The 25,991-nt window shown below is 73.1% G+C and carries 23 protein-coding genes; 8 read left to right on the plus strand and 15 right to left on the minus strand.

What is annotated here, in order from left to right; genetic code table 11:
- The first annotated feature begins 70 nt into the window (after positions 1-70).
- Complete coding sequence (locus ACF09K_RS22105; protein ID WP_392245921.1) at positions 71-772, plus strand: hypothetical protein; 702 nt, start codon at positions 71-73, stop codon at positions 770-772.
- Positions 773-835: 63 nt separating this feature from the next.
- Here ACF09K_RS22105 and ACF09K_RS22110 read toward each other — a convergent pair whose 3' ends face one another.
- Positions 836-1,192, minus strand: a complete 357-nt coding sequence (locus tag ACF09K_RS22110) for a metalloregulator ArsR/SmtB family transcription factor (RefSeq protein WP_366058014.1) — start codon at positions 1,190-1,192, stop codon at positions 836-838.
- A 56-nt stretch (positions 1,193-1,248) separates the two neighbouring features.
- Between ACF09K_RS22110 and ACF09K_RS22115 the strand changes: the two genes are divergently transcribed.
- The 5 genes from ACF09K_RS22115 (at position 1,249) to ACF09K_RS22135 (ending at position 7,610) form a co-directional block, all read left to right on the plus strand.
- Positions 1,249-3,225: a heavy metal translocating P-type ATPase gene (locus ACF09K_RS22115; protein WP_392245923.1), complete on the plus strand. Its 1,977-nt coding sequence runs from the start codon at positions 1,249-1,251 to the stop codon at positions 3,223-3,225.
- A 125-nt stretch (positions 3,226-3,350) separates the two neighbouring features.
- Positions 3,351-4,928 carry an AlkA N-terminal domain-containing protein gene (locus tag ACF09K_RS22120; RefSeq protein WP_392245924.1) on the plus strand — a complete coding sequence of 526 codons (1,578 nt, stop codon included), beginning with the start codon at positions 3,351-3,353 and terminating at the stop codon, positions 4,926-4,928.
- 23 nt (positions 4,929-4,951) lie between these two features.
- Positions 4,952-5,443, plus strand: coding sequence for a methylated-DNA--[protein]-cysteine S-methyltransferase (locus ACF09K_RS22125; protein ID WP_392245925.1), 492 nt, complete (start codon positions 4,952-4,954; stop codon positions 5,441-5,443).
- Positions 5,444-5,689: 246 nt separating this feature from the next.
- Positions 5,690-7,246, plus strand: coding sequence for a right-handed parallel beta-helix repeat-containing protein (locus tag ACF09K_RS22130; RefSeq protein ID WP_392245927.1), 1,557 nt, complete (start codon positions 5,690-5,692; stop codon positions 7,244-7,246).
- Positions 7,247-7,409: 163 nt separating this feature from the next.
- The gene (locus ACF09K_RS22135; protein WP_392245928.1) at positions 7,410-7,610 is read left to right on the plus strand and encodes a type II toxin-antitoxin system VapB family antitoxin; all 201 of its coding nucleotides are present in this window, start codon (positions 7,410-7,412) and stop codon (positions 7,608-7,610) included.
- Between the two features lie 75 nt (positions 7,611-7,685).
- Here ACF09K_RS22135 and ACF09K_RS22140 read toward each other — a convergent pair whose 3' ends face one another.
- Both ACF09K_RS22140 and ACF09K_RS22145 read right to left on the minus strand, forming a co-directional pair.
- Positions 7,686-8,177 (minus strand): NUDIX domain-containing protein, encoded by a 492-nt coding sequence (locus ACF09K_RS22140; RefSeq protein WP_392245929.1) that lies wholly within the window; start codon positions 8,175-8,177, stop codon positions 7,686-7,688.
- Between the two features lie 64 nt (positions 8,178-8,241).
- Complete coding sequence (locus ACF09K_RS22145; protein ID WP_392245930.1) at positions 8,242-9,318, minus strand: ADP-ribosylglycohydrolase family protein; 1,077 nt, start codon at positions 9,316-9,318, stop codon at positions 8,242-8,244.
- Positions 9,319-9,559: 241 nt separating this feature from the next.
- Here ACF09K_RS22145 and ACF09K_RS22150 point away from each other — a divergent pair, with 241 nt between their 5' ends.
- Positions 9,560-10,678: a glycerate kinase gene (locus ACF09K_RS22150; protein WP_392246021.1), complete on the plus strand. Its 1,119-nt coding sequence runs from the start codon at positions 9,560-9,562 to the stop codon at positions 10,676-10,678.
- A gap of 307 nt (positions 10,679-10,985) precedes the next feature.
- On the opposite strand, the gene pssA is transcribed toward ACF09K_RS22150, so the two are convergent.
- From pssA to ACF09K_RS22195, 9 genes are all read right to left on the minus strand, one after another.
- Positions 10,986-11,840, minus strand: a complete 855-nt coding sequence (gene pssA / locus ACF09K_RS22155) for a CDP-diacylglycerol--serine O-phosphatidyltransferase (protein ID WP_392245932.1) — start codon at positions 11,838-11,840, stop codon at positions 10,986-10,988.
- Positions 11,827-12,483, minus strand: coding sequence for a phosphatidylserine decarboxylase (locus ACF09K_RS22160; protein ID WP_073496205.1), 657 nt, complete (start codon positions 12,481-12,483; stop codon positions 11,827-11,829). Before ACF09K_RS22160 ends, pssA begins: the two co-directional genes overlap by 14 nt.
- Before the next feature lie 170 nt (positions 12,484-12,653).
- Positions 12,654-13,859 (minus strand): acyl-CoA dehydrogenase family protein, encoded by a 1,206-nt coding sequence (locus ACF09K_RS22165; protein WP_392245934.1) that lies wholly within the window; start codon positions 13,857-13,859, stop codon positions 12,654-12,656.
- A gap of 2 nt (positions 13,860-13,861) precedes the next feature.
- Positions 13,862-14,386 carry a MaoC family dehydratase gene (locus ACF09K_RS22170; RefSeq protein WP_392245937.1) on the minus strand — a complete coding sequence of 175 codons (525 nt, stop codon included), beginning with the start codon at positions 14,384-14,386 and terminating at the stop codon, positions 13,862-13,864.
- A gap of 15 nt (positions 14,387-14,401) precedes the next feature.
- Complete coding sequence (locus tag ACF09K_RS22175; RefSeq protein ID WP_392245939.1) at positions 14,402-15,415, minus strand: HpcH/HpaI aldolase/citrate lyase family protein; 1,014 nt, start codon at positions 15,413-15,415, stop codon at positions 14,402-14,404.
- A complete protein-coding gene (locus tag ACF09K_RS22180; RefSeq protein WP_392245940.1) occupies positions 15,412-17,439 on the minus strand; it encodes a protein meaA in 2,028 nt (675 codons plus the stop codon). The genes ACF09K_RS22175 and ACF09K_RS22180 overlap by 4 nt, the downstream gene beginning before the upstream one ends.
- An 8-nt stretch (positions 17,440-17,447) precedes the next feature.
- On the minus strand, positions 17,448-18,785 hold the full coding sequence (ccrA, locus tag ACF09K_RS22185; protein WP_392246023.1) for a crotonyl-CoA carboxylase/reductase: 1,338 nt from the start codon (positions 18,783-18,785) through the stop codon (positions 17,448-17,450).
- Positions 18,786-19,290: 505 nt separating this feature from the next.
- Complete coding sequence (locus ACF09K_RS22190) at positions 19,291-20,103, minus strand: TetR family transcriptional regulator (protein ID WP_392245942.1); 813 nt, start codon at positions 20,101-20,103, stop codon at positions 19,291-19,293.
- A 136-nt stretch (positions 20,104-20,239) separates the two neighbouring features.
- On the minus strand, positions 20,240-22,045 hold the full coding sequence (locus ACF09K_RS22195; RefSeq protein ID WP_392245943.1) for a 3-hydroxyacyl-CoA dehydrogenase family protein: 1,806 nt from the start codon (positions 22,043-22,045) through the stop codon (positions 20,240-20,242).
- Positions 22,046-22,446: 401 nt separating this feature from the next.
- Between ACF09K_RS22195 and ACF09K_RS22200 the strand changes: the two genes are divergently transcribed.
- Positions 22,447-23,022 (plus strand): adenylosuccinate lyase, encoded by a 576-nt coding sequence (locus ACF09K_RS22200; RefSeq protein WP_392245945.1) that lies wholly within the window; start codon positions 22,447-22,449, stop codon positions 23,020-23,022.
- Positions 23,023-23,330: 308 nt separating this feature from the next.
- Here ACF09K_RS22200 and ACF09K_RS22205 read toward each other — a convergent pair whose 3' ends face one another.
- The 3 genes from ACF09K_RS22205 to ACF09K_RS22215 form a co-directional block, all read right to left on the minus strand.
- A complete protein-coding gene (locus ACF09K_RS22205; RefSeq protein WP_392245946.1) occupies positions 23,331-23,855 on the minus strand; it encodes a GNAT family N-acetyltransferase in 525 nt (174 codons plus the stop codon).
- Positions 23,852-24,250 (minus strand): RidA family protein, encoded by a 399-nt coding sequence (locus ACF09K_RS22210; protein ID WP_392245948.1) that lies wholly within the window; start codon positions 24,248-24,250, stop codon positions 23,852-23,854. The genes ACF09K_RS22205 and ACF09K_RS22210 overlap by 4 nt, the downstream gene beginning before the upstream one ends.
- Positions 24,251-24,340: 90 nt before the next feature.
- The gene (locus tag ACF09K_RS22215) at positions 24,341-25,918 is read right to left on the minus strand and encodes an alpha/beta hydrolase (RefSeq protein WP_392245949.1); all 1,578 of its coding nucleotides are present in this window, start codon (positions 25,916-25,918) and stop codon (positions 24,341-24,343) included.
- Positions 25,919-25,991: the final 73 nt, after the last annotated feature.

The following is a 25,991-nucleotide window of genomic DNA, read 5'->3' on the forward strand; positions in this document are numbered from 1 at the left end:
TCCTGGCAACCGGCGGACCGCGCCGGCGGACCGCATCGGCGGACCGCGTCCGCGGACGAGGGAGGGCGCCATGGCGGACGGCGGCACCCCGCCGGGAGACACGGGCCGCTCGGCCGGCACGGGTGGTGAGGGGGGGACGGGCGGCACGAGCGCCGCGGGTGGTTCGGGGGGCGAGGGCGGCCCGGGAGGCGCGGGCCGTGAGCGGGCCGGGCGCGGGCGGGCGGGGCGCGAGCCGCCGCCGGAGGACCGCCCCCGGGGCGGCCCGCCGGGTGAGATCGGCACCGCCTGGTCCGTGCCGCGCGGCGGACCCCGCCCGCCCGACGGGCCCGTCACCGGGACCACCGACCGGCTCCGCCCGCCCGACGGGCCCGGTGACGGGACCAGCGGTCCGCCCGGCACCCGCGTCACCACCACCGGCGGCGTGACCCGCGCGGGCACCCTGCTGCTGTGCGGCGGATTCCTCGCCCTCCTCCAGGGCGTCGCCGCGATCGCCGGGGACGACGTCCACGCCGACGTCGGCTCGTACGTCTACGGACTCGGCCTCACCGGCTGGGGGTGGATCCACCTCGTCCTGGGGGTCCTGGCCGCCGTCACCGGCGCGAGCCTCCTCCGGGGCTCCTCCCGGGCCCGCGTCCCGGGCGTCCTCCTCGCCTCGCTCGGCCTCGTCGCCCAGTTCCTCTTCCTGCCGTACGAGTTCCTGCCGTACGAGCCCGTGCGGTCGGCGGTGGTGATGGCGGTCGACGTGCTCGTGATCCGGGCCCTGGCGTCCTGACGGGCAGTGAGGACCGGCTGACGGGGGAGGGGCCCCGGGGCCCGGTGGCGGACGGGGGTCAGGTCACTCGGAGGTGTCGCTGATGCCCAGGCGCAGGTGCTCCACGTGGTAGACGGCCTGGTCGAGGAGTTCGGCGACGTGGTGGTCGTGCAGTGCGTAGACGACCGAACGGCCGCGCCGCTCGCCGACCACGAGGCCCAGGTTGCGCAGCAGCCGCAGCTGGTGCGAGCACGCGGACTGCTCCATGCCCACCGCGGCGGCCAGCTCCGTGGCCGGGAGGGGACCCTCACGCAGGCGCGCGAGGATCAGCAGCCGGGAGGGGGTGGAGAGGGCCTGGAGGGTGGTGGCCACCTTCGCCACGTTGTCCGCGTCCAGGCGCACGCGCTCGGTGGCTGTGGTGGTGACGGCTCCATGACCCATGCGGGTATCTTACCCACGCGTCATGAACGAATGAACGAGTCTTCATGTGTTCCTGTATGGTGAGGCGGGTGTCCACGACCCTCACCTCCCCCGCCACCGCCGCGCGTCCGGCTGCACCCCGCCGCCGCACCCGCCTCCTCGCCCTCCCGGAGGCCCGCTGGGCCCTCGCGGCCACCGTCGCCTTCCTCGTCGGCCTGGGATGCGACGTCGGCGGCGCACCGCCGTGGGTGTACGGCACCCTGTACGCGGTCGCCTACGCGACGGGCGGCTGGGAACCGGCCCTCGAAGGCCTGCGGGCCCTGCGCGAGAAGACCCTCGACGTCGACCTGCTGATGATCGTCGCCGCGCTCGGGGCGGCCGCGATCGGGCAGGTCCTCGACGGAGCCCTGCTGATCGTCATCTTCGCCACCTCCGGCGCCCTGGAGGCGCTGGCCACCGCCCGCACCGCCGACTCCGTCCGCGGCCTCCTCGACCTGGCCCCGGACACCGCCACCCGTCTCACCGACGACGGGGAGGAGACCGTCCCGGCCGCCGAACTCCGCGTCGGCGACCTGCTGCTGGTCCGCCCCGGCGAACGCATCGGCGGCGACGGCCGCGTCGTCGACGGGGTCAGCGAGGCCGACCAGGCGACCGTCACCGGCGAACCGCTGCCGGTGGTCAAGCGTCCCGGCGACGACGTCTTCGCCGGCACCCTCAACGGCACCGGCGCCCTCCGCGTCCGCGTCGAACGCGACCCCGCCGACTCCGTCGTCGCCCGCATCGTCACCCTCGTCGAGGAGGCCTCCCGCACCAAGGCGCCGACGCAGTTGTTCATCGAGAAGATCGAGCAGCGCTACGCCGTCGCCGTCGTGGCCGCCACCCTCGCCGTCTTCGCCCTGCCGCTCGCCTTCGGCGCGGACCTCACCGGCGCCCTGCTCCGCGCGATGACCTTCATGATCGTCGCGTCGCCGTGCGCGGTCGTCCTGGCCACCATGCCGCCGCTGCTGTCCGCCATCGCCACCGCCGGCCGGCACGGCGTCCTGGTCAAGTCCGCCGTCGCCATGGAGCGCCTCGGCGAGATCGACACCGCCGCCCTCGACAAGACGGGCACCCTCACCGAGGGCGCGCCCGAGGTCACCGACGTGCGCCCGCTGCCGGACTCCGGCCTCGACGCCGACGCCCTCCTCGCCCTGGCCGCGGCCGCCGAGCACCCCAGCGAACACCCGCTGGCGCGGGCGGTCGTGGGAGCGGCCCGCGCCCGCGGACTGCGGATCGCCCCGGCACGGGAATTCGTGGCGACCCCGGGCCGCGGGGTCAGCGCGGTGGTGGAGGGGTGCGTGGTGGAGGTGGGCAGGGTCGGGGACGCCGGCCTGCCGGCCGACGCCGACGACACGCACGATCCGGCCCGCGCCCGCTCCCCCCTCGGCTCCCGCCCCCACCCCTCGGCCGGCACCACCGTCCTCGTCAGCCGCGACGCCACCCCCGTCGGCACCCTCGTCCTGACCGACCGCCTCCGCCCCGCGGCCCCGGCCGCCACCGCCGCCCTCGGTGCCCTCACCGGCACCACCCCGGTCCTCCTCACCGGCGACAACGCGCCCGCCGCCGCCCGGGTCGCCGAGGCCACCGGCATCACGGACGTCCGGGCGGACCTCCTCCCCGAGGACAAGGTGAACGCCGTCCGCGACCTCCGACTCGCCGGACGCAAGGTGCTGTTCGTCGGCGACGGGGTCAACGACGCGCCCGCGCTCGCCGCCGCCCACGCGGGTCTCGCGATGGGCCGGGCGGGCTCCGACCTCGCGCTGGAGACGGCCGACGCCGTCGTGGTCCGCGACGACCTCGCGGCCGTACCGGCGGTCGTACGGCTCTCGCGGACCGCGCGCCGGCTGGTGCTGCAGAACCTGGTGATCGCCGGCACGTTCATCACCGGCCTCGTCCTGTGGGACCTCATCGGCCACCTCCCGCTGCCGCTCGGTGTGGCCGGTCACGAGGGGTCGACCGTGCTGGTCGGGCTCAACGGGCTGCGGCTGCTGCGGGAGCGCGCCTGGCAGGAGTGAGCGGCGGGGCGATCGGTGGGGGACCGGCGGGGTGATCGGTGGGGGACCGGTGGGGGCGCAGCCCACGCGAGGCTGATGTCGGATTCCCGCCAGCGTGCGGGGGCCCGGTGCCCGATGCTGGACGCATGCTGAACGGGATCCACACCGACCGGGAGCGCTGTGTGCGCGCCGTGCGGTCCAAGGACGCGCGGTTCGACGGCTGGTTCTTCACCGCGGTCCTGACCACCGGCATCTACTGCCGGCCGAGCTGCCCGGTGACGGCGCCGAAACCGGAGAACATGGTGTTCCACGCGAGCGCCGCCGCCTGCCAGCAGGCCGGGTTCCGGGCCTGCAAGCGCTGCCGGCCCGACACCAGCCCCGGCTCCCCGGAGTGGAACCGGCGCGCCGACCTGGTGGCCCGTGCCATGCGCCTGATCGCCGACGGCGTGGTCGACCGCGAGGGCGTGCCCGGCCTCGCCGGCCGCCTCGGCTACAGCACCCGCCAGGTCGAGCGCCAGCTCCTCGCGGAACTCGGCGCGGGCCCCCTCGCGCTGGCCCGCGCCCAGCGGGCCCAGACCGCCCGGCTGCTCGTCGAGTCCACCGAACTGACCATGGCCGACGTGGCGTTCGCGGCGGGCTTCGCCTCCGTCCGCGCGTTCAACGACACCGTGCGCGAGGTCTTCGCCCTCTCCCCGACCGAGCTGCGCGCCCGCGTCCCGAAGCGCGCCGACGCCGCCGCGGCGGCACCCCACCCCCGTACGCCCCCGCTCCCGCCGTACCGGACCGGGCCGACGCCGGGCACGCCGCCCGCCGGGACGACCGCGGCACCCGCCGCCCCCGTCACCCTCCAGCTCCGCCTGCCGTTCCGCGCCCCCCTCAACCCCGACAACCTCTTCGGGCACCTCGCGGCGACCGCCGTGCCGGGCGTCGAGGAGTGGCGGGACGGGGCGTACCGGCGCACGCTGCGGCTGCCGTACGGGTACGGGATCGTGGGGCTCGCCCCGCGCCCCGACCACATCGCCTGCCGGCTCACCCTCGCCGACCTGCGGGACCTCACCGTCGCCATCAGCCGCTGCCGGCGGATGCTCGACCTGGACGCCGACCCCGTGGCCGTCGACGACCGGTTGCGGACCGACCCGCTGCTCGCCCCGCTGGTGGACAAGGCGCCGGGCCGCCGCGTCCCGCGCACCGTGGACGAGGCGGAGTTCGCCGTGCGCGCGGTCCTCGGCCAGCAGGTGTCCACGGCGGCGGCCCGCACCCACGCGGCCCGTCTGGTCGCCGCGCACGGGGACGCCGTCGACGACCCGGAGGGCGGCCTCACCCACCTCTTCCCGACACCCGAGGCGCTCGCCGCCCTCGACCCCGCCTCCCTGGCGATGCCCCGCACCCGCCGTACGACGTTCACCACCCTCGTCGCCCGACTCGCGGACGGCGGGCTGCGCCTAGGCGTGGAGTCCGACTGGGAGCAGGCCCGCGCCCGACTGCTGGCGCTGCCCGGTTTCGGTCCCTGGACGGTCGACGTCATCGCGATGCGCGCGCTCGGCGACCCCGACGCCTTCCTCCCCACCGACCTCGGAATCCGGCGCGCGGCCGAGGAGTTGGGGCTACCGTCCACCCCGGCGGCGCTGACCGCCCGCGCGGCGGCGTGGCGCCCCTGGCGGGCGTACGCCGTCCAGTACCTGTGGGCGACCGGCAACCACCCGATCAATCACCTGCCGGCCTGAGCACGTTCACGAAGGGACGCACCTTGAAGCGGCACACCGTCATCGACAGCCCGTACGGACCCCTCACGCTCGTCGCCGACGACGGCGTCCTGTGCGGCCTCTACATGACCGAACAGCGCCACCGCCCGGTCGAGGAGAGCTTCGGCTCCCGCGACGACACCCTCTTCGGCGCCGCCGAGGAGCAACTGGAGGCCTATTTCGCGGGAGAGCTCAAGGAGTTCGCGCTCCCGCTCCGGCTGCACGGCACCCCGTTCCAGCGCACGGTCTGGGAGGCCCTGCGACAGATCCCCTACGGTGAGACCCGCACCTACGGCGAGCTCGCCGAGGCCCTCGGCAACCCGACCGCCTCCCGTGCCGTGGGGCTGGCCAACGGCCGCAACCCGGTCGGCATCATCGTGCCCTGCCACCGCGTCGTCGGCGCGAACGGCAGCCTCACCGGTTACGGCGGCGGCCTGGAACGCAAGCGGCGGCTGCTGGACTTCGAGAGCGGGAGGAGTGCCGCGGGGCTCTTCTAGGTCGGGCCGCCCCCGTCCACGGAGTTCATGAATCTGAACAACAATCACATCCGCAGTCGTTGACGCGCTCATGGCAAGCGCTTACCTTCCAGGGGCAAGCGCTTTCGCCCTCCGTGTGCCGAGCCCGGTCGTCCGCCGTGTCCACCTCGTCGAACTAGCCGTACGGTCGCACCGGGCCCGCCGCAGGGCAAGGGGGTCAGCCGACCCCTCCCGTCGGTAGAGCCGCAACCACCTGGAGAGAGAACGATGCAACGGAGCCCCGTCATCGCGTGCGTCGGCCTGCTGGCCGGCACACTCGTCACGTTGTCCGGCAACACGGCACAGGCAGCGTCCACCCGCTACGAGGCGGAGACCTCGCCCGCGGTCTGCACCGGCACCATCGACTCCGACTGGGCCGGCTACTCCGGCAGCGGATTCTGCAACGCCACCAACGCGGTCGGCGCGTCGGCGCAGTTCACCGTGAACGCCTCCGCCGCCGGCACGGCGACCCTGGGCGTCCGCTTCGCCAACGGGACCACCGCCGCCCGGCCCGCGACCCTCACGGTGAACGGCTCGTCGGCCACCACCGTCTCCTTCGAGAGCACCGGCACCTGGGGCGCCTGGACGACGAAGACGCTGACGGTGCCGGTGACGCCGGGCAGCAACATCATCCGGTTCAGCCCCACCACGGCCGCCGGACTGCCCAACATCGACCACCTCGACGCCGAGACCGGCGGCACCACCACCCCGCCCCCGGCGTCCGCCCTCTACGTGGCGCCGAACGGCACCGACGGCGCCGCCGGCACCCAGACGGCGCCCACCACGCTCACCTCGGCGATCAGCCGCGTCACCCCCGGCGGCACCATCTACCTGCGCGGCGGCACGTACCGCCACGCCCAGACGGTCACCATCCCGACCGGCAACGACGGCACCGCCGCCGACCGCACCGAACTCCTCGCCTACCCCGGTGAGACGCCCGTCCTGAACTTCTCCGCCCAGACCGAGGACCCCGCCAACCGCGGCCTCGCCGTCAACGGGTCGTACTGGCACGTCAAGGGGCTCGTCGTCGAACGCGCCGGGGACAACGGCATCTTCGTCGGCGGCAGCAACAACGTCATCGAGCGCACGGTGACCCGCTTCAACCGCGACACCGGCCTGCAGCTCTCCCGGACGCTGTCCAGCACCCCCAGCAGCCAGTGGCCGTCGAACAACCTCATCCTGAGCGCGGAGTCGCACGACAACGCCGACTCCGACGGCGAGGACGCCGACGGCTTCGCCGCCAAGCTCACCACCGGTCCCGGCAACGTCTTCCGCTACGCCGTCTCCCACCACAACATCGACGACGGCTGGGACCTCTACACCAAGTCGGACACCGGCGCGATCGGCCCGGTGACCATCGAGGACTCCCTCGCCCACGACAACGGCACCCTCAGCGACGGCTCCCAGGCCGGCAACGGCGACCGCAACGGGTACAAGCTCGGCGGCGAGGACATCGCGGTGAACCACGTCGTCCGGCGCAGCATCGCCTACCACAACGGCAAGCACGGCTTCACCTACAACAGCAACCCCGGCTCCATGACGGTGTCGGACAACCTCAGCATCGACAACGCCCAGCGCAACTTCAACTTCGACGCCGGCACCTCGGTGTTCCGGGGCAACACCTCCTGCCGCAGCGGCAGCGGCACCAACGACCGGATCATCGGCAACGCCGACGGCACCAACCAGTTCTGGTCCGGCACGAACGGCTCCCGCTGCGCGTCCTCCACCGGCGCCCTGCACTGGTCCTACGCCTCGGACGGCCGGCTGGTCGTCACCTTCGGGTAACCGCCCCCCACGGCGGGCCGGCCGCCCACGCTCCCGAGCGCCCACGCGCCCGCTCCACCCCGACGCCCCGACGGCCACCACCGGCCGCCGGGGCGTCGGCGCCGCCCGGCGCGGAAGCCGCGAACCCGTGCCGGGCGGCCCCGTTCGGTGCTACCGTCCGGCCATGGCCAAGGTCGATATCCCCCTCGACGCCGATCTCGTCGTCGAGGTCATGGTGCTCACCGGGGTGGGGAACCCCCGGGACGCCGTCGAACTCGTGGTGCGCGACTACATCGAGCGCGGTCACCGCACCGAGGCGCGGACCGCCACCCGCGACGAGGCGCTGCGCGCGGTGGACGTCAAGCCGCGTGACGTGGAGGGCTGAGACCCCCGGGCCCCGGCCCCCGAGCACCCGGCCTCCCGCGGAACCGGCTCGGCGGGCACCCCGCGGAGCCGCCCGTCACGCCACCCGTCGGCCGTCCTCCAGCTCCGCCGGCCCCGAGCCGTCGGCCAGCACGTCCAGCGCGGCCAGCACCCGGTGACCGAGGGTGCCCAGGAGGTGGTCGGCGAGCTCCTCGCGCGGCACCAGCCGCCAGGACAGCAGCTCCTCCTTCTGGAGGCGGATCGCCTTGAGGTCCTCCTCGTCGAGGATCCCGCCGTCGTACACGTACGCCACCAGCGGGGGCCGGTTCTGCCCCCGCACCCAGTCCACGGCGAGCAGCCGCCCCGGCTCGCGGTCGAGGCCGATCTCCTCCAGCGTCTCGCGGCGCGCGCCCCGGCGCGGGGTCTCGCCGTCGTCGGACTCGATCGTGCCGCCCGGAAGCACCCACCCGGCGCGGTAGTTGGGCTCGACCAGCAGCACCCGTCCCCGCGCGTCCCGGAAGAGCGTGGCGGCGCCGGCCAGGACGCGGGGCAGCGAGGCGATGTACGCGGCGTAGTCAGTGGTGGTCATCCCCGAAGGGTATCCAGCCGTCGCGCCCGCCGACGCCGCGCGCGGGAACGGGGGACCGCCCTGCTCACGGGGCGTCCGCCCCCACCAGCCGCAGCGTGCGCTCCGCCAGCTCGCTGATCCGCACCCCGTCGAAGCCGAACACGGCGCTGCGCACGGTGTCCTCCAGCGGCTCCGTCCACTGCGAGGGGATCGCGGCAGCCCCGGTCATCACCCCGGCCACGGACCCGGCCGTCGCCCCGTTCGAGTCGGTGTCCAGGCCGCCGCGCACGGTGAGGGCGATGGTGCGGGTGAAGTCCCCGTCGCCGTACAGCAGCCCGGCGGTGAGGACGGCGGCGTTCGGGACCGTGTGGATCCAGCCCAGGCCCGCCGTCTCCGCCGCCACCGTGCCGAGCGTGTCCTCCCAGCTCAGGCGGGCGCCGTGGAGGGAGGCGACCCGGCGCACGGTCCGGGCCAGGCGGCTGCCCGCCGGGATCACCGCCAGCGCCTCGTCCACGGCGTGCCGCACCGACGGCGCGGTGAAAGCGGCCGACACCAGCGCCGCCGCCCACATCGCGCCGTAGACCCCGTTGCCGGTGTGCGACAGCACCGCGTCCCGGCGGGCCAGCGCGGCGGCGCGGCGGGGCAGACCCGGGCTGGTCCACCCGTGGATGTCGGCGCGGATCAGGGCGCCGATCCACTCCTGGTACGGATTGTCGTACGTCGCCGTCAGCGGCGGCTTCAGCCCGTTCGCGAGATTGCGGTAGGCCGCGCGCTCCGCGGTGAACGTCTGGAGGTACGGCAGCCGCAGCAGCCACAGGTCGCCGACCTGCTCCGTGCTGAAGCCGAAGCCGTGGGTCTCCAGGAGGTCCAGGCCGAGGACGGCGTAGTCGACGTCGTCGTCGCGGCAGCTGCCGTGGACGCGGCCGCGGACGCACCGGCGCCACTCGGGGCGCAGCGGCGGCCCGTCGTGGCCGGGGGCCGGTTCGGGCAGGTAGTCGGTGAGCGGCAGGGCGTCCGCCCGCCGCAGATAGCGGTCGATGCGCTCGCGCGTCCACAGGTCGCCCTGCTCGACCGGCTTGCCCAGCATGTTCCCGGCGATGCGGCCCAGCCAGCCCCCGAGGACGCGGTCGGCGAGTCCGGGCTCGTTGCCCACAGCGGTCATGCCTTCGGTCTACCCGATCCCGCGGCCGTCCGCGCCCGCGCGCCGCCCCTCCGCGACCGGCCGGGAACGGGGCGGCGGCCCGCGGGCGGCGCCGTCGTGGCTGTTCACGGCCCGGACAGGGCATGACGGCGGGGGCGCCCGCCGGTTAAGGTCGCAGCGGCGCGACTGGCCCCGATGCGCGTGGGCCCGGGAGAGCAAGGGGATGGAAGTGGCGGACGCTGGAGCGCGGGGCACCCGCAGGGTGCTCGTGGCCGCGGACAAGTTCAAGGGCTCGCTGACGGCCGTCGAGGTCGCCGAGCGGGTGACGGCCGGACTGCGCCGGGCCCTGCCGGAGGTCGAGGTCGAGGCCCTGCCGGTCGCCGACGGCGGCGACGGCACGGTCGCCGCGGCGGTCGCGGCCGGGTTCGAACGCCGGGAGGTGCGGGTCGCCGGTCCCCTCGGGCAGGAGGTCACCGCCGCGTTCGCGCTGCGCGGCGGCACCGCCGTGGTGGAGATGGCCGAGGCGAGCGGACTGCAACGGCTGCCGGCCGGCGTGTTCGCCCCGCTGACGGCCTCCACGTACGGCTCGGGTGAGCTGCTGCGGGCCGCGCTGGACGCGGGGGCGCGCACGATCGTGTTCGGGGTCGGCGGCAGCGCCACCACGGACGGCGGCGCGGGCATGCTGTCCGCGCTGGGCGCCCGCTTCCTGACCGCGGACGGCGAGCCCGTCACCCCGGGCGGCGGCGGCCTCGCGGACCTGGCGAGCGCGGACCTCTCCGGCCTCGACCCGCGCCTGGCCTCCGTGGAACTCGTCCTGGCCAGCGACGTCGACAACCCGCTGACCGGCCCGAAGGGCGCCCCGGCGGTCTACGGCCCGCAGAAGGGCGCCTCGCCGGACGACGTGGCGGCGCTGGACTCGGCGCTCGCGCACTACGCCGAGGTGCTGGAGGCCTCGGCCGGGCCGCGCGCCGCCGAGTACGCCGCCGCTCCGGGGGCGGGCGCCGCGGGCGGCATCGGGTACGGCGCCCTGCTGCTCGGTGCCCGGTTCCGGGCCGGCATCGAGGTCATGCTCGACGTCCTGGGGTTCGCGCCGGCGCTGGAACGGGCCGAGCTGGTGATCACCGGCGAGGGCTCCCTCGACGAGCAGACCCTGCACGGCAAGGCGCCGGCCGGGGTCGCCGCGGCCGCCCGCGCGGCCGGCAAGGAGGTCGTCGCGGTGTGCGGCCGCCTGACCCTGCCCCCCGAGGCCCTGGGCCGGGCCGGGATCCGGCGGGCCTATCCGCTCACGGACGCCGAGCCGGACGTCGCCCGGTGCATCGCGGAGGCCGGCCCGATCCTGGAACGGGTCGCGGAGCGGATCGGCCGGGACTTCCTGACCTGAGCCGGGTTCGCCTGACCGGGCTGGGCCGGGCTGGGCCGGGCTGGGCCGAGCCGGGTCGGCCTGAGCTGAGCCGACCCGGGCTGGGCCGGTTCGGGGTGACCTGAGCCGGCCTCCTGGGCCGAGCCGGCCTGACCCGACCTGCGCCGGGCTGTGCAAGCCTGGGCCGAGCCGGGCCGGTCTGACCTGGACCGGGCTGACGTGACCCCGTCCGACCCCGGTCCGGCGCGCGGCGCGAGCCCCTGCACGCGAAACGGGTGTGGCCCGGACCTTCGAGGTCCGGGCCACACCCGTCGGCGGTGGAGGAGCGTTACGGCAGCTGGGCCGCGCGGGCCTCGCGCCGGTTGCCGCGGAAGGTGTTCACCCGGCGGGCCGTGGCGAACAGCGGGATGACCGCGCCCATGACCAGCTGGAGCGCGCAGCCCGTCTGGAGCAGTAGCTGGCCGCCGGGGGCGTCGAAGGCCCAGGCGGTCAGCAGGCCCATCGACAGCACGATCCAGCCGAGCATCGCGCCGGCCAGGCGGCCCCGCGGCTTCGGGTACTCCACCCGGCTCACCATCAGCCAGGCGGTGCCCAGGATGGCGAGGAGCGTCGCCACGAAGGGCAGCTCCAGCAGCACGATCGAGACCACCGTCAGCGCCCCGAACGGTGACGGCATCCCCTGGAACATGCCGTTCGTCGGTGTCACGCAGGAGAAGCGCGCGAGTCTGAGCACCACCGCCAGCAGGACGACGATCGCCCCGACCGCGGCCACCCGCTGGTAGGCGTCGTCCGCCACCATGCCGTAGACGAGGACGAAGTACGCCGGTGCCAGGCCGAAGCTGATCAGGTCGGAGAGGTTGTCCAGCTCCGCGCCCATCGGCGACGAGCGCAGCTTGCGTGCGACCAGGCCGTCGAACAGGTCGAAGACCGCCGCGCAGAGCATCAGGATGACCGCCGTGGCCGCGCTGTTGCGCGCCATGCCGGACTCCTGGCTGTCGGTGAGGTGCGGGATGAGGATGCCGGTGGTGGTGAAGTACACCGCCATGAATCCGCACGTGGCGTTGCCGAGGGTGAGGGTGTCGGCTATCGACAGGCGGAGGGAGAGGGGCATCTCCTCCTCTTCGTCCACCTCGTCGGCCTCGGGCACCCAGCCACCCTGGGTCTCCGGGTCAATCACGGTCAATGCGAGTCACCCCCGCCACGGTCTTCTGTCCCACCTCGACCGCGACGTCCACGCCCTCGGGCAGGTAGATGTCGACGCGGGAGCCGAAGCGGATCAGGCCGATCCGCTCGCCCTGCTCGACCTTCGTGCCCTCGGGGATGTAGGGGACGATGCGGCGGGCGACGGCTCCGGCGATCTGGATCATCTCGATGTCACCGAGCTCGGTGTCGAAGTGCCAGACGACGCGCTCGTTGTTCTCGCTCTCCTTGTTGAAGGCCGGCACGAACCCGCCCGGGATGTGCTCGACCGACGTCACCGTGCCGGCCAGCGGGGCGCGGTTGACGTGGACGTTGAGCGGGCTCATGAAGATCGCGACCCGGGTCCGTCCGTCCTTCCACGGCATGATGCTCTGCACCACACCGTCGGCGGGGGAGATGACCCTGCCGGACGCGATCTCGCGCTCGGGGTCGCGGAAGAACCACAGCATGCCCGCCGCGAGAGCGGTGGCGGGCACGGCGACGGCCTTGGCGACACCCGAGCGGCGGGCGCGGACCAGGCTGACGGCGGCGGTGGCGACGGTCGGGAGGAGCCACGGCGATGCTCCGCGCGCAAGGCGTACGCCGGCCAGGCTGTCGCGAGGTGCAGAGGTTTGGCTGTGGGGCATGGATGACCTTCGTAGCGAATGATGCCGCGCTTCGACAGGGGGACGGCGGCTTTCCCGCGATCGTAGCGGTTCTGGGCCGTAACTGGGTAAGCCAGGAAGCCGAGTCGACGGCGAGGGGTGGTTGACGGGGTGTGATCTTCTTCTCGAAGAAAACACCCCCAACCGGACATCTAGCCCTGGAATCGATACTCTTCGAGCAGTCTGCGCCCGATGATCATCTTCTGGATCTCGGCCGTACCTTCGCCGATGAGCAGCATCGGGGCCTCCCGGTAGAGGCGCTCGATCTCGTACTCCTTGGAGAAGCCGTAGCCGCCGTGGATCCGGAAGGCGTCCTCCACGACCTCCTTGCAGTACTCGGAGGCGAGGTACTTCGCCATCCCCGCCTCGAGGTCGTTTCGCTCCCCGGAGTCCTTTTTGCGTGCCGCGTTCACCATCATGGCATGGGCGGCCTCGACCTTGGTAGCCATCTCGGCCAGTTTGAACTGGATGGCCTGGTGCTGGGCGATCGCCTTGCCGAAGGTGTGCCGCTGCTGGGCGTAGCCCACACCCAGCTCGAAGGCACGCTGGGCGACGCCGCAGCCACGCGCGGCGACGTTGACGCGGCCGACCTCCACGCCGTCCATCATGTGGTAGAAACCGCGGCCGGTGACCCCGCCGAGCACCCGGTCCGCGGGAATCCGCAGGCCGTCCATGATGAGCTCGGTGGTGTCGACACCCTTGTAGCCCATCTTGTCGATCTTGCCCGGGATGGTGAGGCCGGGGCGGACCTCGCCGAAGCCGGGCTCCTTCTCCACCAGGAAGGTCGTCATCGACTTGTGGGGCGCGGTCCCCTCGGGGTGTCCTTCGTCACTTCGCACGAGAACGGCCACCAGCGACGACGTGCCGCCGTTCGTCAGCCACATCTTCTGGCCGTTGAGGACGTACTCCTCGCCGTCCCGCACCGCCTTCGACGTGATCGCCGACACGTCGGAGCCGAGCCCCGGCTCCGACATCGAGAACGCGCCCCTGATGTCGCCGGCCGCCATCCGCGGCAGGAAGTGGTCCTTCTGCTCCTGGGTGCCGTGCTGCTTGAGCATGTACGCCACGATGAAGTGCGTGTTGATGATGCCGGAGACGGACATCCAGCCGCGGGCGATCTCCTCGACGCACAGGGCGTAGGTGAGGAGCGACTCGCCCAGGCCCCCGTACTCCTCGGGGATCATCAGGCCGAACAGCCCCAGTTCCCTCAGGCCGTCGACGATCGCCTGCGGGTACTCGTCGCGGTGCTCCAGCTCGGTGGCGACCGGAATGATCTCCTTGTCCACGAAGTCGCGGACGGTCGCGAGGATCTCCTGCTGGACGTCGGTCAGACCGGCGGTCTGGGCGAGTCGCGCCATGGCTACTTCTCCGTCTTTTCCGAAGGGTCGTTCAGCTCCGGGCGGCCGGGCTGCTCACCGCCGCGCTCCTTGATGTACGTCTCCGTGGGCACCATGACCTTGCGGCGGAACACGCACACCAGCGTGCCGTCCTGCTTGTAGCCCTTGGTCTCGACGTGGACGATCCCGCGGTCGTTCTTCGACTTCGACGGCCACTTGTCGAGCACGGTCGTCTCGCCGTAGATCGTGTCGCCGTGGAAGGTCGGCGCCACGTGCCGCAGCGACTCGATCTCCAGGTTGGCGATCGCCTTGCCGGAGACGTCCGGCACGGACATGCCGAGCAGCAGCGAGTAGACGTAGTTCCCCACCACGACGTTCTTGCCGAAGTCGGTCGTGTGCTCCGCGTAGTTGCTGTCCATGTGGAGCGGGTGGTGGTTCATGGTGAGGAGGCAGAAGAGGTGGTCGTCGTACTCCGTGACCGTCTTTCCGGGCCAGTGCTTGTAGACCGCCCCGACCTCGAACTCCTCGTAGGTGCGTCCGAACTGCATCGCGCTCAGCGCTCCTTAGTTGACGGGGGTCTCGAACTTCGTGGTGCGCCGCATGCCGGCCGCGCGCCCCTTGCCGGAGATGACCAGCGCCATCTTGCGGCTGGCCTCGTCGATCATCTCGTCGCCGAGCATCGCGGAGCCCTTCCTGCCGCCCGCCTCGGACGTGTAGTAGTCGTACGCGTCCAGGATCAGCTCGGCGTGGTCGTAGTCCTCCTGGGACGGGGAGAAGATCTCGTTGGACGCCTCGACCTGGCCCGGGTGCAGCACCCACTTGCCGTCGAAGCCGAGCGCGGCGGCGCGCCGCGCGACCTCGCGGTAGCCGTCGACGTTGCGGATCTGCAGGTAGGGGCCGTCGATGGCCTGGAGGTCGTTGGCGCGGGCGGCCATCAGGATCTTCATCAGGATGTAGTGGTAGGCGTCCGCCGGGTAGCCGGGCGGCTGCTCGCCCACGACCAGCGACTTCATGTTGATCGACGCCATGAAGTCGGCCGGGCCGAAGATGATCGTCTCGATGCGCGGGGAGGCCTGCGCGATCTCGTTGACGTTGTTGAGGCCCTGGGCGTTCTCGATCTGCGCCTCGATGCCGATGCGGCCGACCTCGAAGCCCATCGTCTTCTCGATCTGCGTCAGCAGCAGGTCGAGGGCGACGACCTGCTGGGCGTTCTGCACCTTCGGCAGCATGATGCAGTCGAGGTTCGGCCCCGCGCCCTCGACGACGGTGACGACGTCGCGGTACGTCCACTCGGTCGTCCAGTCGTTGACGCGCACGACCCTGGTCTTGCCCGTCCAGTCGCCCTCGTTGAGGAACTTGACGATGGTGTGCCGCGCCTCGGGCTTGGCGAGCGGGGCGCACGCGTCCTCCAGGTCGAGGAAGACCTGGTCCGCGGGGAGGCCCTGGGCCTTCTCCAGGAAGCGCGGGTTGCTGCCCGGTACCGCGAGACAGGAGCGGCGGGGACGCAGACGATTGACGGTGTGTGCGGCGGAGCCGCCCGTCGGAAGGGCGGTGGCGGGTGACGGGTGGGCGGTCATGCGGGGACCTCCAGGGGGTCGAGCTTGTTCGCTTTCCGGATCTCGTCGACGATGCGGCCGATGATCCCGGTGATGTCGAAGTCCTTCGGGGTGAACACCGCGGCCACTCCGGCGGCCCTGAGCTGCTCGGCGTCCCCACCGGGGATGATGCCACCGGCGATCACCGGAATGTCTGTGGCACCGGCCACACGCAGCCGTTCGAGGACGTCGGGCACCAGCTGGGCGTGCGATCCGGACAGGATCGACAGGCCGACCGCGTGCACGTCCTCGGCGACGGCCGCGTCCACGATCTGCTCCGGCGTCAGCCGGATGCCCTGGTAGACCACCTCGAAGCCGGCGTCGCGCGCGCGGACGGCGATCTGCTCGGCGCCGTTGGAGTGCCCGTCCAGGCCCGGCTTGCCGACCAGGAAGCGCAGCTTGCCGACGCCGAGGTCCTCGGCCGTCAGCTCCACCCTGCGGCGCACCTCGGACAGGGCCGAGCCCGCCTCGGCGGGGATCGCCACGGGTGCCGAGGAGACGCCCGTCGGGGCGCGGAACTCGCCGAACACCTCGCGCAGCGCCCCGGCCCACTCGCCGGTCGTGACGCCGGCGCGGGCGCACTCCAGGGTGGCCTCCATGAGGTTGTCGGTGCCCTTGGCGGCCTCCTTCAGCCTCTCCAGCGCCTTGCAGGGGCGCGGATGGTTGAAGGGCGGCTGGTAGCGGGTGTCGCGCCAGTGCTGGAGGGAGGCGATCACGCGGGCCTCGACGGCCGGGTCGACCGTCTGGATCGCCGTGTCGAGATCGGCGGTCAGCGGGTTCGGCTCGGTCGTCTCGAAGACGTTGACGCCGACGATCTTCTCCTGGCCGGACTCGATGCGGGCCCGGCGCTCGGCGTGCGAGGACACCAGCTGCGACTTGAGGTAGCCGGACTCGACGGCGGCCATCGCGCCGCCCATCTCCTGGATCCGCTCGATCTCCGTGAGCGACTCCTCGACCAGCTCGTCCACCTTCGCCTCGATCACCTTCGAGCCCTCGAAGATGTCGCCGTACTCCAGCAGGTCGCTCTCGTAGGCCAGCACCTGCTGCATGCGCAGCGACCACTGCTGGTCCCAGGGGCGGGGCAGGCCCAGCGCCTCGTTCCAGGCCGGCAGCTGCACCGCACGCGCGCGTGCGTCCTTGGACAGGGTCACGGCCAGCATCTCCAGCACGATCCGCTGGACGTTGTTCTCCGGCTGCGCCTCGGTCAGTCCGAGGGAGTTGACCTGGACGCCGTAGCGGAAGCGGCGGTGCCTGGGGTCCTCGATGCCGTACCGCTCGCGCGTGACGCGGTCCCAGATGCGGCCGAAGGCGCGCATCTTGCACATCTCCTCGACGAAGCGGACGCCCGCGTTGACGAAGAAGGAGATGCGGCCGACGACGTCGCCCATGCGCTCCCGCGGCACCTGGCCGCTGTCGCGGACCGCGTCCAGCACGGCGATCGCCGTCGACATCGCGTACGCGATCTCCTGGACCGGCGTGGCGCCCGCCTCCTGCAGGTGGTAGCTGCAGATGTTGATCGGGTTCCACTTGGGCATGTGGGAGACCGTGTACGCGATCATGTCGGTCGTCAGGCGGAGCGACGGCCCCGGCGGGAACACGTGGGTGCCCCGGGACAGGTACTCCTTGACGATGTCGTTCTGGGTCGTGCCCTGGAGCCTGGTGAGGTCCGCACCCTGCTCCTCGGCGACGACCTGGTAGAGCGCCAGCAGCCACATGGCGGTGGCGTTGATGGTCATCGAGGTGTTCATCTGCTCCAGGGGGATGTCCTGGAACAGCCGGCGCATGTCACCGAGGTGGGCCACCGGCACGCCGACCCGGCCGACCTCGCCGCGGGCGAGGACGTGGTCGGAGTCGTAGCCGGTCTGCGTCGGCAGGTCGAACGCCACCGACAGGCCCGTCTGGCCCTTGGCGAGGTTGCGCCGGTACAGCTCGTTGGACGCCTCCGCCGTGGAGTGACCGGCGTACGTGCGCATCAGCCACGGCCGGTCCTTCTGACGCTCAGTCATCTGTGACCTCAGACGTTCCGGAAGCGGTTGATGGCGTCGACGTGCTGGGCGCGCTTCTCCGCGTCGCGCACGCCCAGGCCCTCCTCGGGGGCCAGGCACAGCACGCCGACCTTGCCCTGGTGGAGGTTGCGGTGCACGTCGTAGGCGGCCTGGCCGGTCTCCTCCAGGGAGTAGACCTTCGACAGGGTGGGGTGGATCTTGCCCTTGGCGACGAGGCGGTTGGCCTCCCAGGCCTCGCGGTAGTTCGCGAAGTGCGAGCCGATGATCCGCTTCAGCGACATCCACAGGTAGCGGTTGTCGTACTCGTGCATGTAGCCCGAGGTGGAGGCGCAGGTGGTGATGGTGCCGCCCTTGCGGGTGACGTAGACGCTCGCGCCGAAGGTCTCGCGGCCGGGGTGCTCGAAGACGATGTCGATGTCCTCGCCGCCGGTCAGTTCGCGGATGCGCTTGCCGAAGCGCTTCCACTCCTTCGGGTCCTGGGTGTGCTCGTCCTTCCAGAACCGGTAGTCCTCGGCGTTGCGGTCGATGATCGCCTCGGCGCCCATGGCCCGGCAGATGTCCGCCTTCTGGGGGCTGCTCACCACGCAGATCGGGTTGGCGCCGCCGGCCAGCGCGAACTGCGTGGCGTAGGAGCCGAGCCCGCCGCTGGCGCCCCAGATCAGGACGTTGTCGCCCTGCTTCATGCCGGCGCCGTTGCGCGAGACGAGCTGCCGGTAGGCGGTGGAGTTGACCAGGCCCGGGGCGGCGGCCTCCTCCCAGCTGAGGTGGTCCGGCTTGGGCATCAGCTGGTTGGACTTGACCAGCGCGATCTCGGCGAGGCCGCCGAAGTTGGTCTCGAAGCCCCAGATGCGCTGCTCGGGGTCGAGCATCGTGTCGTTGTGGCCGTCGCTGGACTCCAGCTCGACCGACAGGCAGTGCGCGACGACCTCGTCACCGGGCTTCCAGGAGTTGACGCCGGGGCCGGTGCGCAGGACGACGCCCGCGAGGTCGGAGCCGATGATGTGGTACGGCAGGTCGTGGCGCTTGGTCAGCTCGCTGAGCCTGCCGTAGCGCTCCAGGAAGCTGAACGTCGACACCGGCTCGAAGATCGACGTCCACACGGAGTTGTAGTTGACCGAGGAGGCCATGACGGCCACCAGGGCCTCGCCCGGGCCGAGTTCCGGCACCGGCACGTCGTCCAGGTGGATCGACTTTCGGGGGTCCTTGTCGCGGGTGGCGAGCCCCGCGAACATCTCCGTCTCGTCCTTGTGCACGGTGATCGCGCGGTACGACTCGGGGAGGGGCAGGGCGGCGAAGTCGGCCGGCGTCGAGTCCGGCGACTGGATCGCGTCCAGGATGTCCTTCACGGTCACGGTGTTGCCTCCGGCGGTGAGCGCCCTGAGGGAGGGGCGCCGATGGTTACGTCGGTGCTGCTGAGGGTGGGTGGGAGGTGCCGTCGGTTCGGCGGGTGGTGCGGTACGGCGGCGCTTTGTGGCGCGGGAGGTTGCCTGTGACGCAGGCGTCCGGGCGCGCGAGCCGGGGGTCCCCCCGGCCTTCGGTGTGCCGGGGGAGGGCTTGCGGGGACAGCCGACGTACGAAAGGTCTCTGCACGTCGGCCGCCCGGACTCCTTCAACGTATGACACCGCGTGTCACCTCGCAAGGCACTGAGTGCCAGAACTTCCTCTCAGGTGAAATCTTTACGTGACAAATGAGCGATGATCGATCGAACGGGCTCGGAAATCCGCGGGAAAAGGTGCCCTGACGTGCCAAAACGGCCACCCGGTGGGGTGGCCGTCGTCACAGCGTCAGTGGCTCGCGAGGAGCTCGTCAGTGGCTCGTGAAGGGCTCGCGAGGGGCTCGCGAGGGGCGGTTCAACGCTCCTTGAGCGCCTGCTCGATGGTCCGCATGACCTCGTGCAGCGGGGCGTCGGTGCGGGCGACCGTCACCAGGACCTCGCCCTGCTCGGAGACCGCCGCGGCGGCCGGACGCGCCCCGGCGGTGCCGCGCCCGGCGCCGATGCCGGTGCCGAACGTCTTCCGCACGATCCCGAAGGCGTGGTCGAGCTGGGCCTCCACGTCGCCCTGGCCGCCGGCCCGCAGCCAGCGCCGCAGGACGTGGTTGTGGGCGGTGACCACCGCGGAGGCGGCGACCTCGGCCAGCAGCGGGTCGTCGTTGGCGTCGTCGTCGTGGGCGTGCTCGTCGAAGTGCCCCAGCAGGTAACGGGTGAAGAGGCGCTCGTAGCGCGCCACCGACGCGATCTCCGCCTCGCGCAGGGTGGGCACCTCGCGGGTGAGCTTGTAGCGGGCGACCGAGATCTCCGGCCGGGCCGCGTACATCCTCATCACTTCCTTGATGCCGCGGCACACCGTGTCGAGGGGGTGCTCGTGCGCGGGGGCCGCGTTCAGCACCGCCTCGGCGCGGATCAGGGTGTCGTCGTGATCGGGGAAGATCGCCTCTTCCTTGGAGCGGAAGTGGCGGAAGAAGGTCCGGCGGGCGACCCCGGCCGCGGCCGCGATCTCGTCGACGGTGGTGGCCTCGTACCCCTTGGTCGCGAACAGCTCCATCGCGGCGGCCGCCAGTTCACGGCGCATCTTGAGCCGCTGGGCCGCCGCGCGGGAGCCGGCGGCACTCTCCGGCGCGTCGGGCGTGGCTGGTGTACGTGAGGACCTGGCGGGCTGGGGCATGCCCTGAACGTACTGCATGTGCGCAGCTCGGTGCGCGTGTCCGGGACCTCCCCCGCCCCACGCGGGCGGGGGAGGGGCCGCCGGTCCGAGCAGCCCGCCCCAGTCCTCGCGGGCCCCGGACCGGTCGCCGGGGCCGTCAGCGGCGGGCATGTTCGCGGAAGCCACGGCCCGTCTTGCGGCCGAGGCAGCCCGCGGCCACCAGGTGCTCCAGGAGCGGCGCCGGGGCCAGCCCCGGGTCGCGGAACTCGCGGTGCAGGACCTTCTCGATCGCCAGCGAGACGTCCAGCCCGACGACGTCCAGCAGCTCGAAGGGGCCCATCGGGTAGCCGCCGCCCAGCTTCATCGCCGCGTCGATGTCGTCGAGCGAGGCGTAGTGCTCCTGCACCATCTTGATCGCGTTGTTGAGGTACGGGAACAGCAGGGCGTTCACGATGAAGCCCGCCCGGTCGCCGCAGTCCACGGCGTGTTTCCTGATCCTGCCGCAGACCTCGTGGACCGTCGCGTGCACGTCCTCGGCCGTCAGCACCGTGCGGACGACCTCGACCAGCTTCATCGCGGGCGCCGGGTTGAAGAAGTGCATGCCGATCACGTCCTGCGGGCGCGAGGTGGCGCGGGCCAGCGCGACGACCGGCAGCGAGGAGGTGGTCGTGGCCAGCACCGCACCCGGCTTGCACACCTTGTCCAGCGCCGCGAACAACTGCCGCTTGACGTCCAGGTCCTCGGCGACCGCCTCGACGGCCAGGTCGACGTCGGCGAAGGCGTCGTAGGAGCCGGCCGGGGTGATCCGCTCCAGCGTCTGCGCGGCGGCCTCGGCGGTGAGCCGGCCCTTGTCCACGGAACGCGCGAGGGACTTGCCGATCCGGGCCTTCGCCGTCCGCGCCTTCTCCTCGCTGCGGGCGGCCAGGACGACGTCGTGACCCGCCTTCGCGAACACCTCGGCGATGCCGGAGGCCATCGTGCCCGAGCCGGCGACGCCGACGGTGCGCACCGGACGGCCGGGGACGCCGGAGGCGCCGGCGACGGGCGTCAGGGCGTCCGGCACGACGGTCGCGCTGCCGGGGGCGTCGTAGGTGTAGAAGCCGCGGCCCGACTTGCGGCCGGTCAGGCCCGCCTCGCCGAGCTGCTTGAGGATCGGCGCGGGGGCGTGCAGCCGGTCGTGGGACTCGGCGTACATGGCCTCCAGGACCGTCCGCGCGGTGTCGACGCCGATCAGGTCGAGCAGGGCGAGCGGGCCCATCGGCAGACCGCAGCCGAGCCGCATCGCGGCGTCGATGTCCTCACGGGAGGCGTACTTCGCCTCGTACATCGCGGCGGCCTGGTTGAGGTAGCCGAACAGCAGCCCGTCCGCGACGAAACCGGGGCGGTCCCCGACCGCCACCGGCTCCTTGCCCAGGTCGAGGGCGAGGTCGGTGACCGCGGCGACGGCGGCGGGGGCGGTCAGCACCGAGGAGACGACCTCGACCAGCTTCATCGCCGGTGCCGGGTTGAAGAAGTGCAGGCCCAGCACCCGCTCGGGGCGCGCCGAGTCGGCGGCGAGCCGGGTGACGGACAGCGCGTTGGTGCCGGTCGCCAGGATCGCCTCGGGGCGCACGATCCCGTCCAGTTCCCGGAAGATCTGCTGCTTGATCTCGTACGACTCCGGCGCCACCTCGATGACCAGGTCGGCGTCGGCCGCCGCCGCGAGGTCGGTGCCGGTGCGGACCCGGGCGAGGACGCCGGCGCGCTCCTGAGCGGTGAGGCGGCCGCGCTCCACGGCACGGGCGGTGGCGGCCTCCAGGGCGGCGAGCGACCGCGCGGCCTGGGCCTCGCTGACGTCGATGCCGATCACCGTGCGGCCGGCCTTGGCCAGCACCTCGGCGATACCGGTGCCCATGGTGCCGAGACCGACGACGGCGATCGTCCGCAGGTCGGAGAGGGGGGCGGGGGACAGGGGAGTGGCCATGGCGGGACTCCAGGAATGAGGGTGACGACTGGAAGCGGCCCCGGGTGCGCCCGGCGGCCCCGAAGGACGGTCCGGACGCACCGGGGGTGCGTGAAGAGGAGTGCTCGGTGCGGGTGTTGACGGGCTGCGAGCGCACACGCCCGGTACCGTCGCCGCGGACGTGCACACGTCCGGGGAACGGTGATGACCGACCGGCCCTGTCCCGTGGCCGGGTCGTGCGAAGCGATACCTGAGGTACCGAACCGACTCCGCCGCGGCGGCTGCGTCACCAGGCCGTCGCGAACGGGGGTGCGGGTGGGTAACCCGCTCGTATGAGCTTAACCGGTGGGTAACGAGCGCGCCAGCCCCCGTGTTGGTGATGTGCGTCCCGACGTCGGTCCCACCGTTCTAGGCTCGCCCCCATGGACGAGGAGTTGCGATCGCTCACGGAACGCTTACGGCGGGAGTCGGGAGGGGGCGCCGCCTTCGAGGAGTTGGCGGCGGCCGGGGACCACGACGCGCTCGCGGACGTGCTCACCGCCGCCGGGCAGCCCCTGTGGGCGAGGGAACTGGCCGCGTTCCGCCTCGGGCTGGCCGGGGACCGGCGCGCCTTCGAGACCCTCGTCCTCCTCCTGAACCACCGCGACCCGCCCCGCTGCGCCTCCGCCGCCCACGCCCTGGCGCGCCTGGGCGACCCGCGCACCGCGCGGGCGGCGGCCGCCCTCGCGACCAACGAACTGCGCGTCGCCTACGCCCTGCACCCCGTCCGGCTCCTGGTGGAGCTGCGCGCGCCCGAGGCGGTGCCCGCGCTGATCACCACGCTGCGGCGGCGGCTGCGCCCGCACGACCCGCACCGGCGGGTCGCCCTCGCGTGCGTGGAGGGCCTCGGAGCCCTGGGCGACGACCGCGCCCGCCCCGTCCTCGACGACGCCCTCGCCCATCCCCTCCTCGCGGAGGCGGCGGTACGCGCGCTGGCGCGCATCCCCCGGCAGCGGTGAGCGGTGAGCGGCGGGACGGGGCGGCGCGCGCGGGGCGGGCGTCGCGCCGGCGGTGGCCGGTGAGACTGCGGACTGCCGGGCTGCGGTCTCCTGACTGCTGACCGCGGGCTCCTGGGGCGTGGGCCGGTCGGGGCGCCGGTCGCCGGGGGCGGTTGCCGGGCTGCCGGGCCGGGCCATGGACGGCGGTCGGTCCCCGGCCCCGGCCCCCGGTCGTCCGTCGACCGCCGGGCGATCCGGCCGTGGGCGCCAGGGCCGCCGGGACGCCAGGGCTGCGGGGCGCCAAGGGCCGGGGTGCCACGGCCGGGATGTCAGACCGTCAGGAACCGGGTGTAGCGGACCTCCGGTATCCGCTCGCCGGCGACCTCGAAGGGTTCCTCCGTGCCGTCCGCCCGGAAGTCCGCGTGCTCGTAGAAGCGGCGGGCCGGGGTGTTCTCCTTGAGCACCCACAGGTGCATGCGGCGGTGGCCGGCGGCCGTGCTCCGCCGTACCGACTCGGCCAGGAGCGCCCCTCCGATGCCTCCGCCGACATGGGCGGGATCGACGTAGATCGCGTACAACTCGGCGTCCTCGGTGCGCACTTCGCCCTCCCGGTAGGCGCCGTGCGCGGCCCAGCCCACCACCTCGCCGGCCCGCTCCGCGACCAGATTCACCACGCCGCCGTCGCCGCGCGCGAACCAGCCGCGGCGCCGCTCGGCGTCCTCGGTCACGCTGAGGGCGTCGAGGTGGGACTGCGGCACCAGGCCCCGGTAGGCGCTCTGCCAGCCGCGGACGCGGATCTCCGAGACCCGGTCGCAGTCGCCGAGGGCCATCTCGCGCACCCGGAGAGCCGTCATGCGCCGGTCACCGCGAACGCCTCGATCTCCATCAGGAACTCCGGCCGGACCAGCGCGGCCACCTGCACGGCCGAGGCGGCCGGCAGCCGGTCGTCGGGTATGTGCGCGGCGCGGGCCTCGCGGACGGCCGGCATGTGCGCCATGTCGGTGACGAAGTAGGTGAGTTTGACGACGTCGTCGAAGGTCGCCCCGGCGGCGGCCAGGCAGCGCCGCAGGTTCTCGAAGACCTGACGGGCCTGGGCCCGCGGATCGCCCTCGCCGACCGTCCGGCCCCGCTCGTCCAGGGGCAACTGGCCCGAGACGGCCACGAGACGGCCCGTGCCCAGCACGACGTGCGTGTACTGCGCGGCGGCGGCGACCCCGTCGGGGGCGGGGATCCTGGTCAGTCCACTCATGCCTCCATGGTGGACCACGGGTGTGACAACGCCCCGACGAGGTCGCCCCCCCGACGGGGCGCGGCCGGCGGGGGCGCGGCCGGCGGGGCGTCAGCCGCGGAAGCCGAGCAGCCCGTGCAGCGTCGTGCCCTGTGCCGTGCCGGAGCCGACCTTCGCGCTCAGCGGCTCCGGGTCCGGCAGCGCCTCGCACACCGCGTCGGCCCGGCCGGTCCCGCGCGGCACCGTGCCGTCGGTCAGGTAGGCCGCCAGGTGGGCGTCCAGGCAGGTGTTCCCGCTCAGGGTGATGCCGTGGTTGCCGCCGCCCTCCTCGACGACGAGGCTGGACCCGCCGAGCAGGGCGTGCATCGTCGCGCCACCCTCGTACGGGGTGGCCGCGTCGTCCGTCGCCTGGAACAGCAGCGCCGGTGACAGCCGGCCGTTCGCGACGTTCACCGGGTTCCGCGGGCGGACCGGCCAGAACGCGCACGGCGCGTTGTACCAGGCGTTGCTCCAGGTCATGAACGGCGCCTTCCGGTGGGCCGACCAGTTGTCGGAGCGCCACGCGTCCCAGTCGCGCGGCCAGCGGGCGTCGCGGCACTGCACCGCCGTATAGACGCTGTAGCCGTTGCCCCCGGCGGCGTCGACCGCGCCGAAGTCCTCGTACGTCTCGACCAGCGGACCGGCGTCGCGGTCGTTGACGTACGCGGCGAACGCGTCGGCCAGGTACGGCCAGTAGCCGTTGTAGTAACCGCCCGGCATGAAGGTGTCCTCCAGTTCGGCGGCCCCCACCTTGCCGCCCGCCGGTTTCTCCGCCAGGGCGGCCCGCATGGCGTACCACTTCGCCTCGACGCGGGCCGGGTCCGTGCCGAGCCGGTAGGCGGCGTCGTGCCGCGCGATCCACGCCATGAGGGCGCGGTGACGGTCGTCGAAGGCCAGGTCCTGGGTGAGGTTGTCGTCGTACCAGACGCCGGTGGGGTCGACGACCGAGTCGAGGACCAGGCGCCGCACCCGCTCCGGGTACAGCTTGGCGTAGACCGCGCCCAGGTAGGTGCCGTAGGAGTAACCGAAGTAGTTCAGCCGCGGCGCGCCGACGGCCCGGCGGATCGCGTCCATGTCCCGGACCGTGCTCAGGGTGTCGATGTGCGGCAGCACGCGCGCGTACTTCTTCCCGCAGTCCTCGGCGAAGGCCCTCACCCGCGCGAGGTTGGCGCGCTCGACCTCGCCGGTGGAGGGGACGGAGTCCGGGCGCACCGGGGCGAAGTGGCCCGGCCGGCAGTTCAGGGCCGGCGTGCTCCGGCCCACCCCGCGCGGGTCGAAGCCGATGACGTCGTACTGCGCGGCCACCTCCTTCGGCAGCGACGACGCGACGAACCCGGCGAGTTTCAGTCCGCTGCCGCCGGGCCCGCCCGGGTTGACGAGCAGCGGCCCCTGGTACGTCCCGGCGGTGTGCGGCACCCGGGACAGCGCGAGCGTGATCCGCTCCCCGCCCGGGTCGGCGTGGTCGAGCGGCACCTCCAGGGAAGCGCACTGGAGCGTCGGGTGGTCGGTGGTGCCGCACTTCTTCCAGGCGGGTCCGGCGGCCGGCGCGGCCTTCGCGGCGGGCGACGGGCTCGCGTCGGCGGGCACGGCGGCCAGCGCCCCGGCCACGACGGCGGCGGCACCGCACAGCGCTGCTGCGCGTTTCCTCATGGGGTCCTCCCAGGACGGAGGTCGACGGACCGCGTGGATCACGGTCCTCGGCGCATCGTCCCGGGGCCGGCGC

Origin of the sequence: Streptomyces sp. NPDC014882 (genome assembly GCF_043081325.1) — a bacterium.
Lineage (GTDB): Bacteria > Actinomycetota > Actinomycetes > Streptomycetales > Streptomycetaceae > Streptomyces.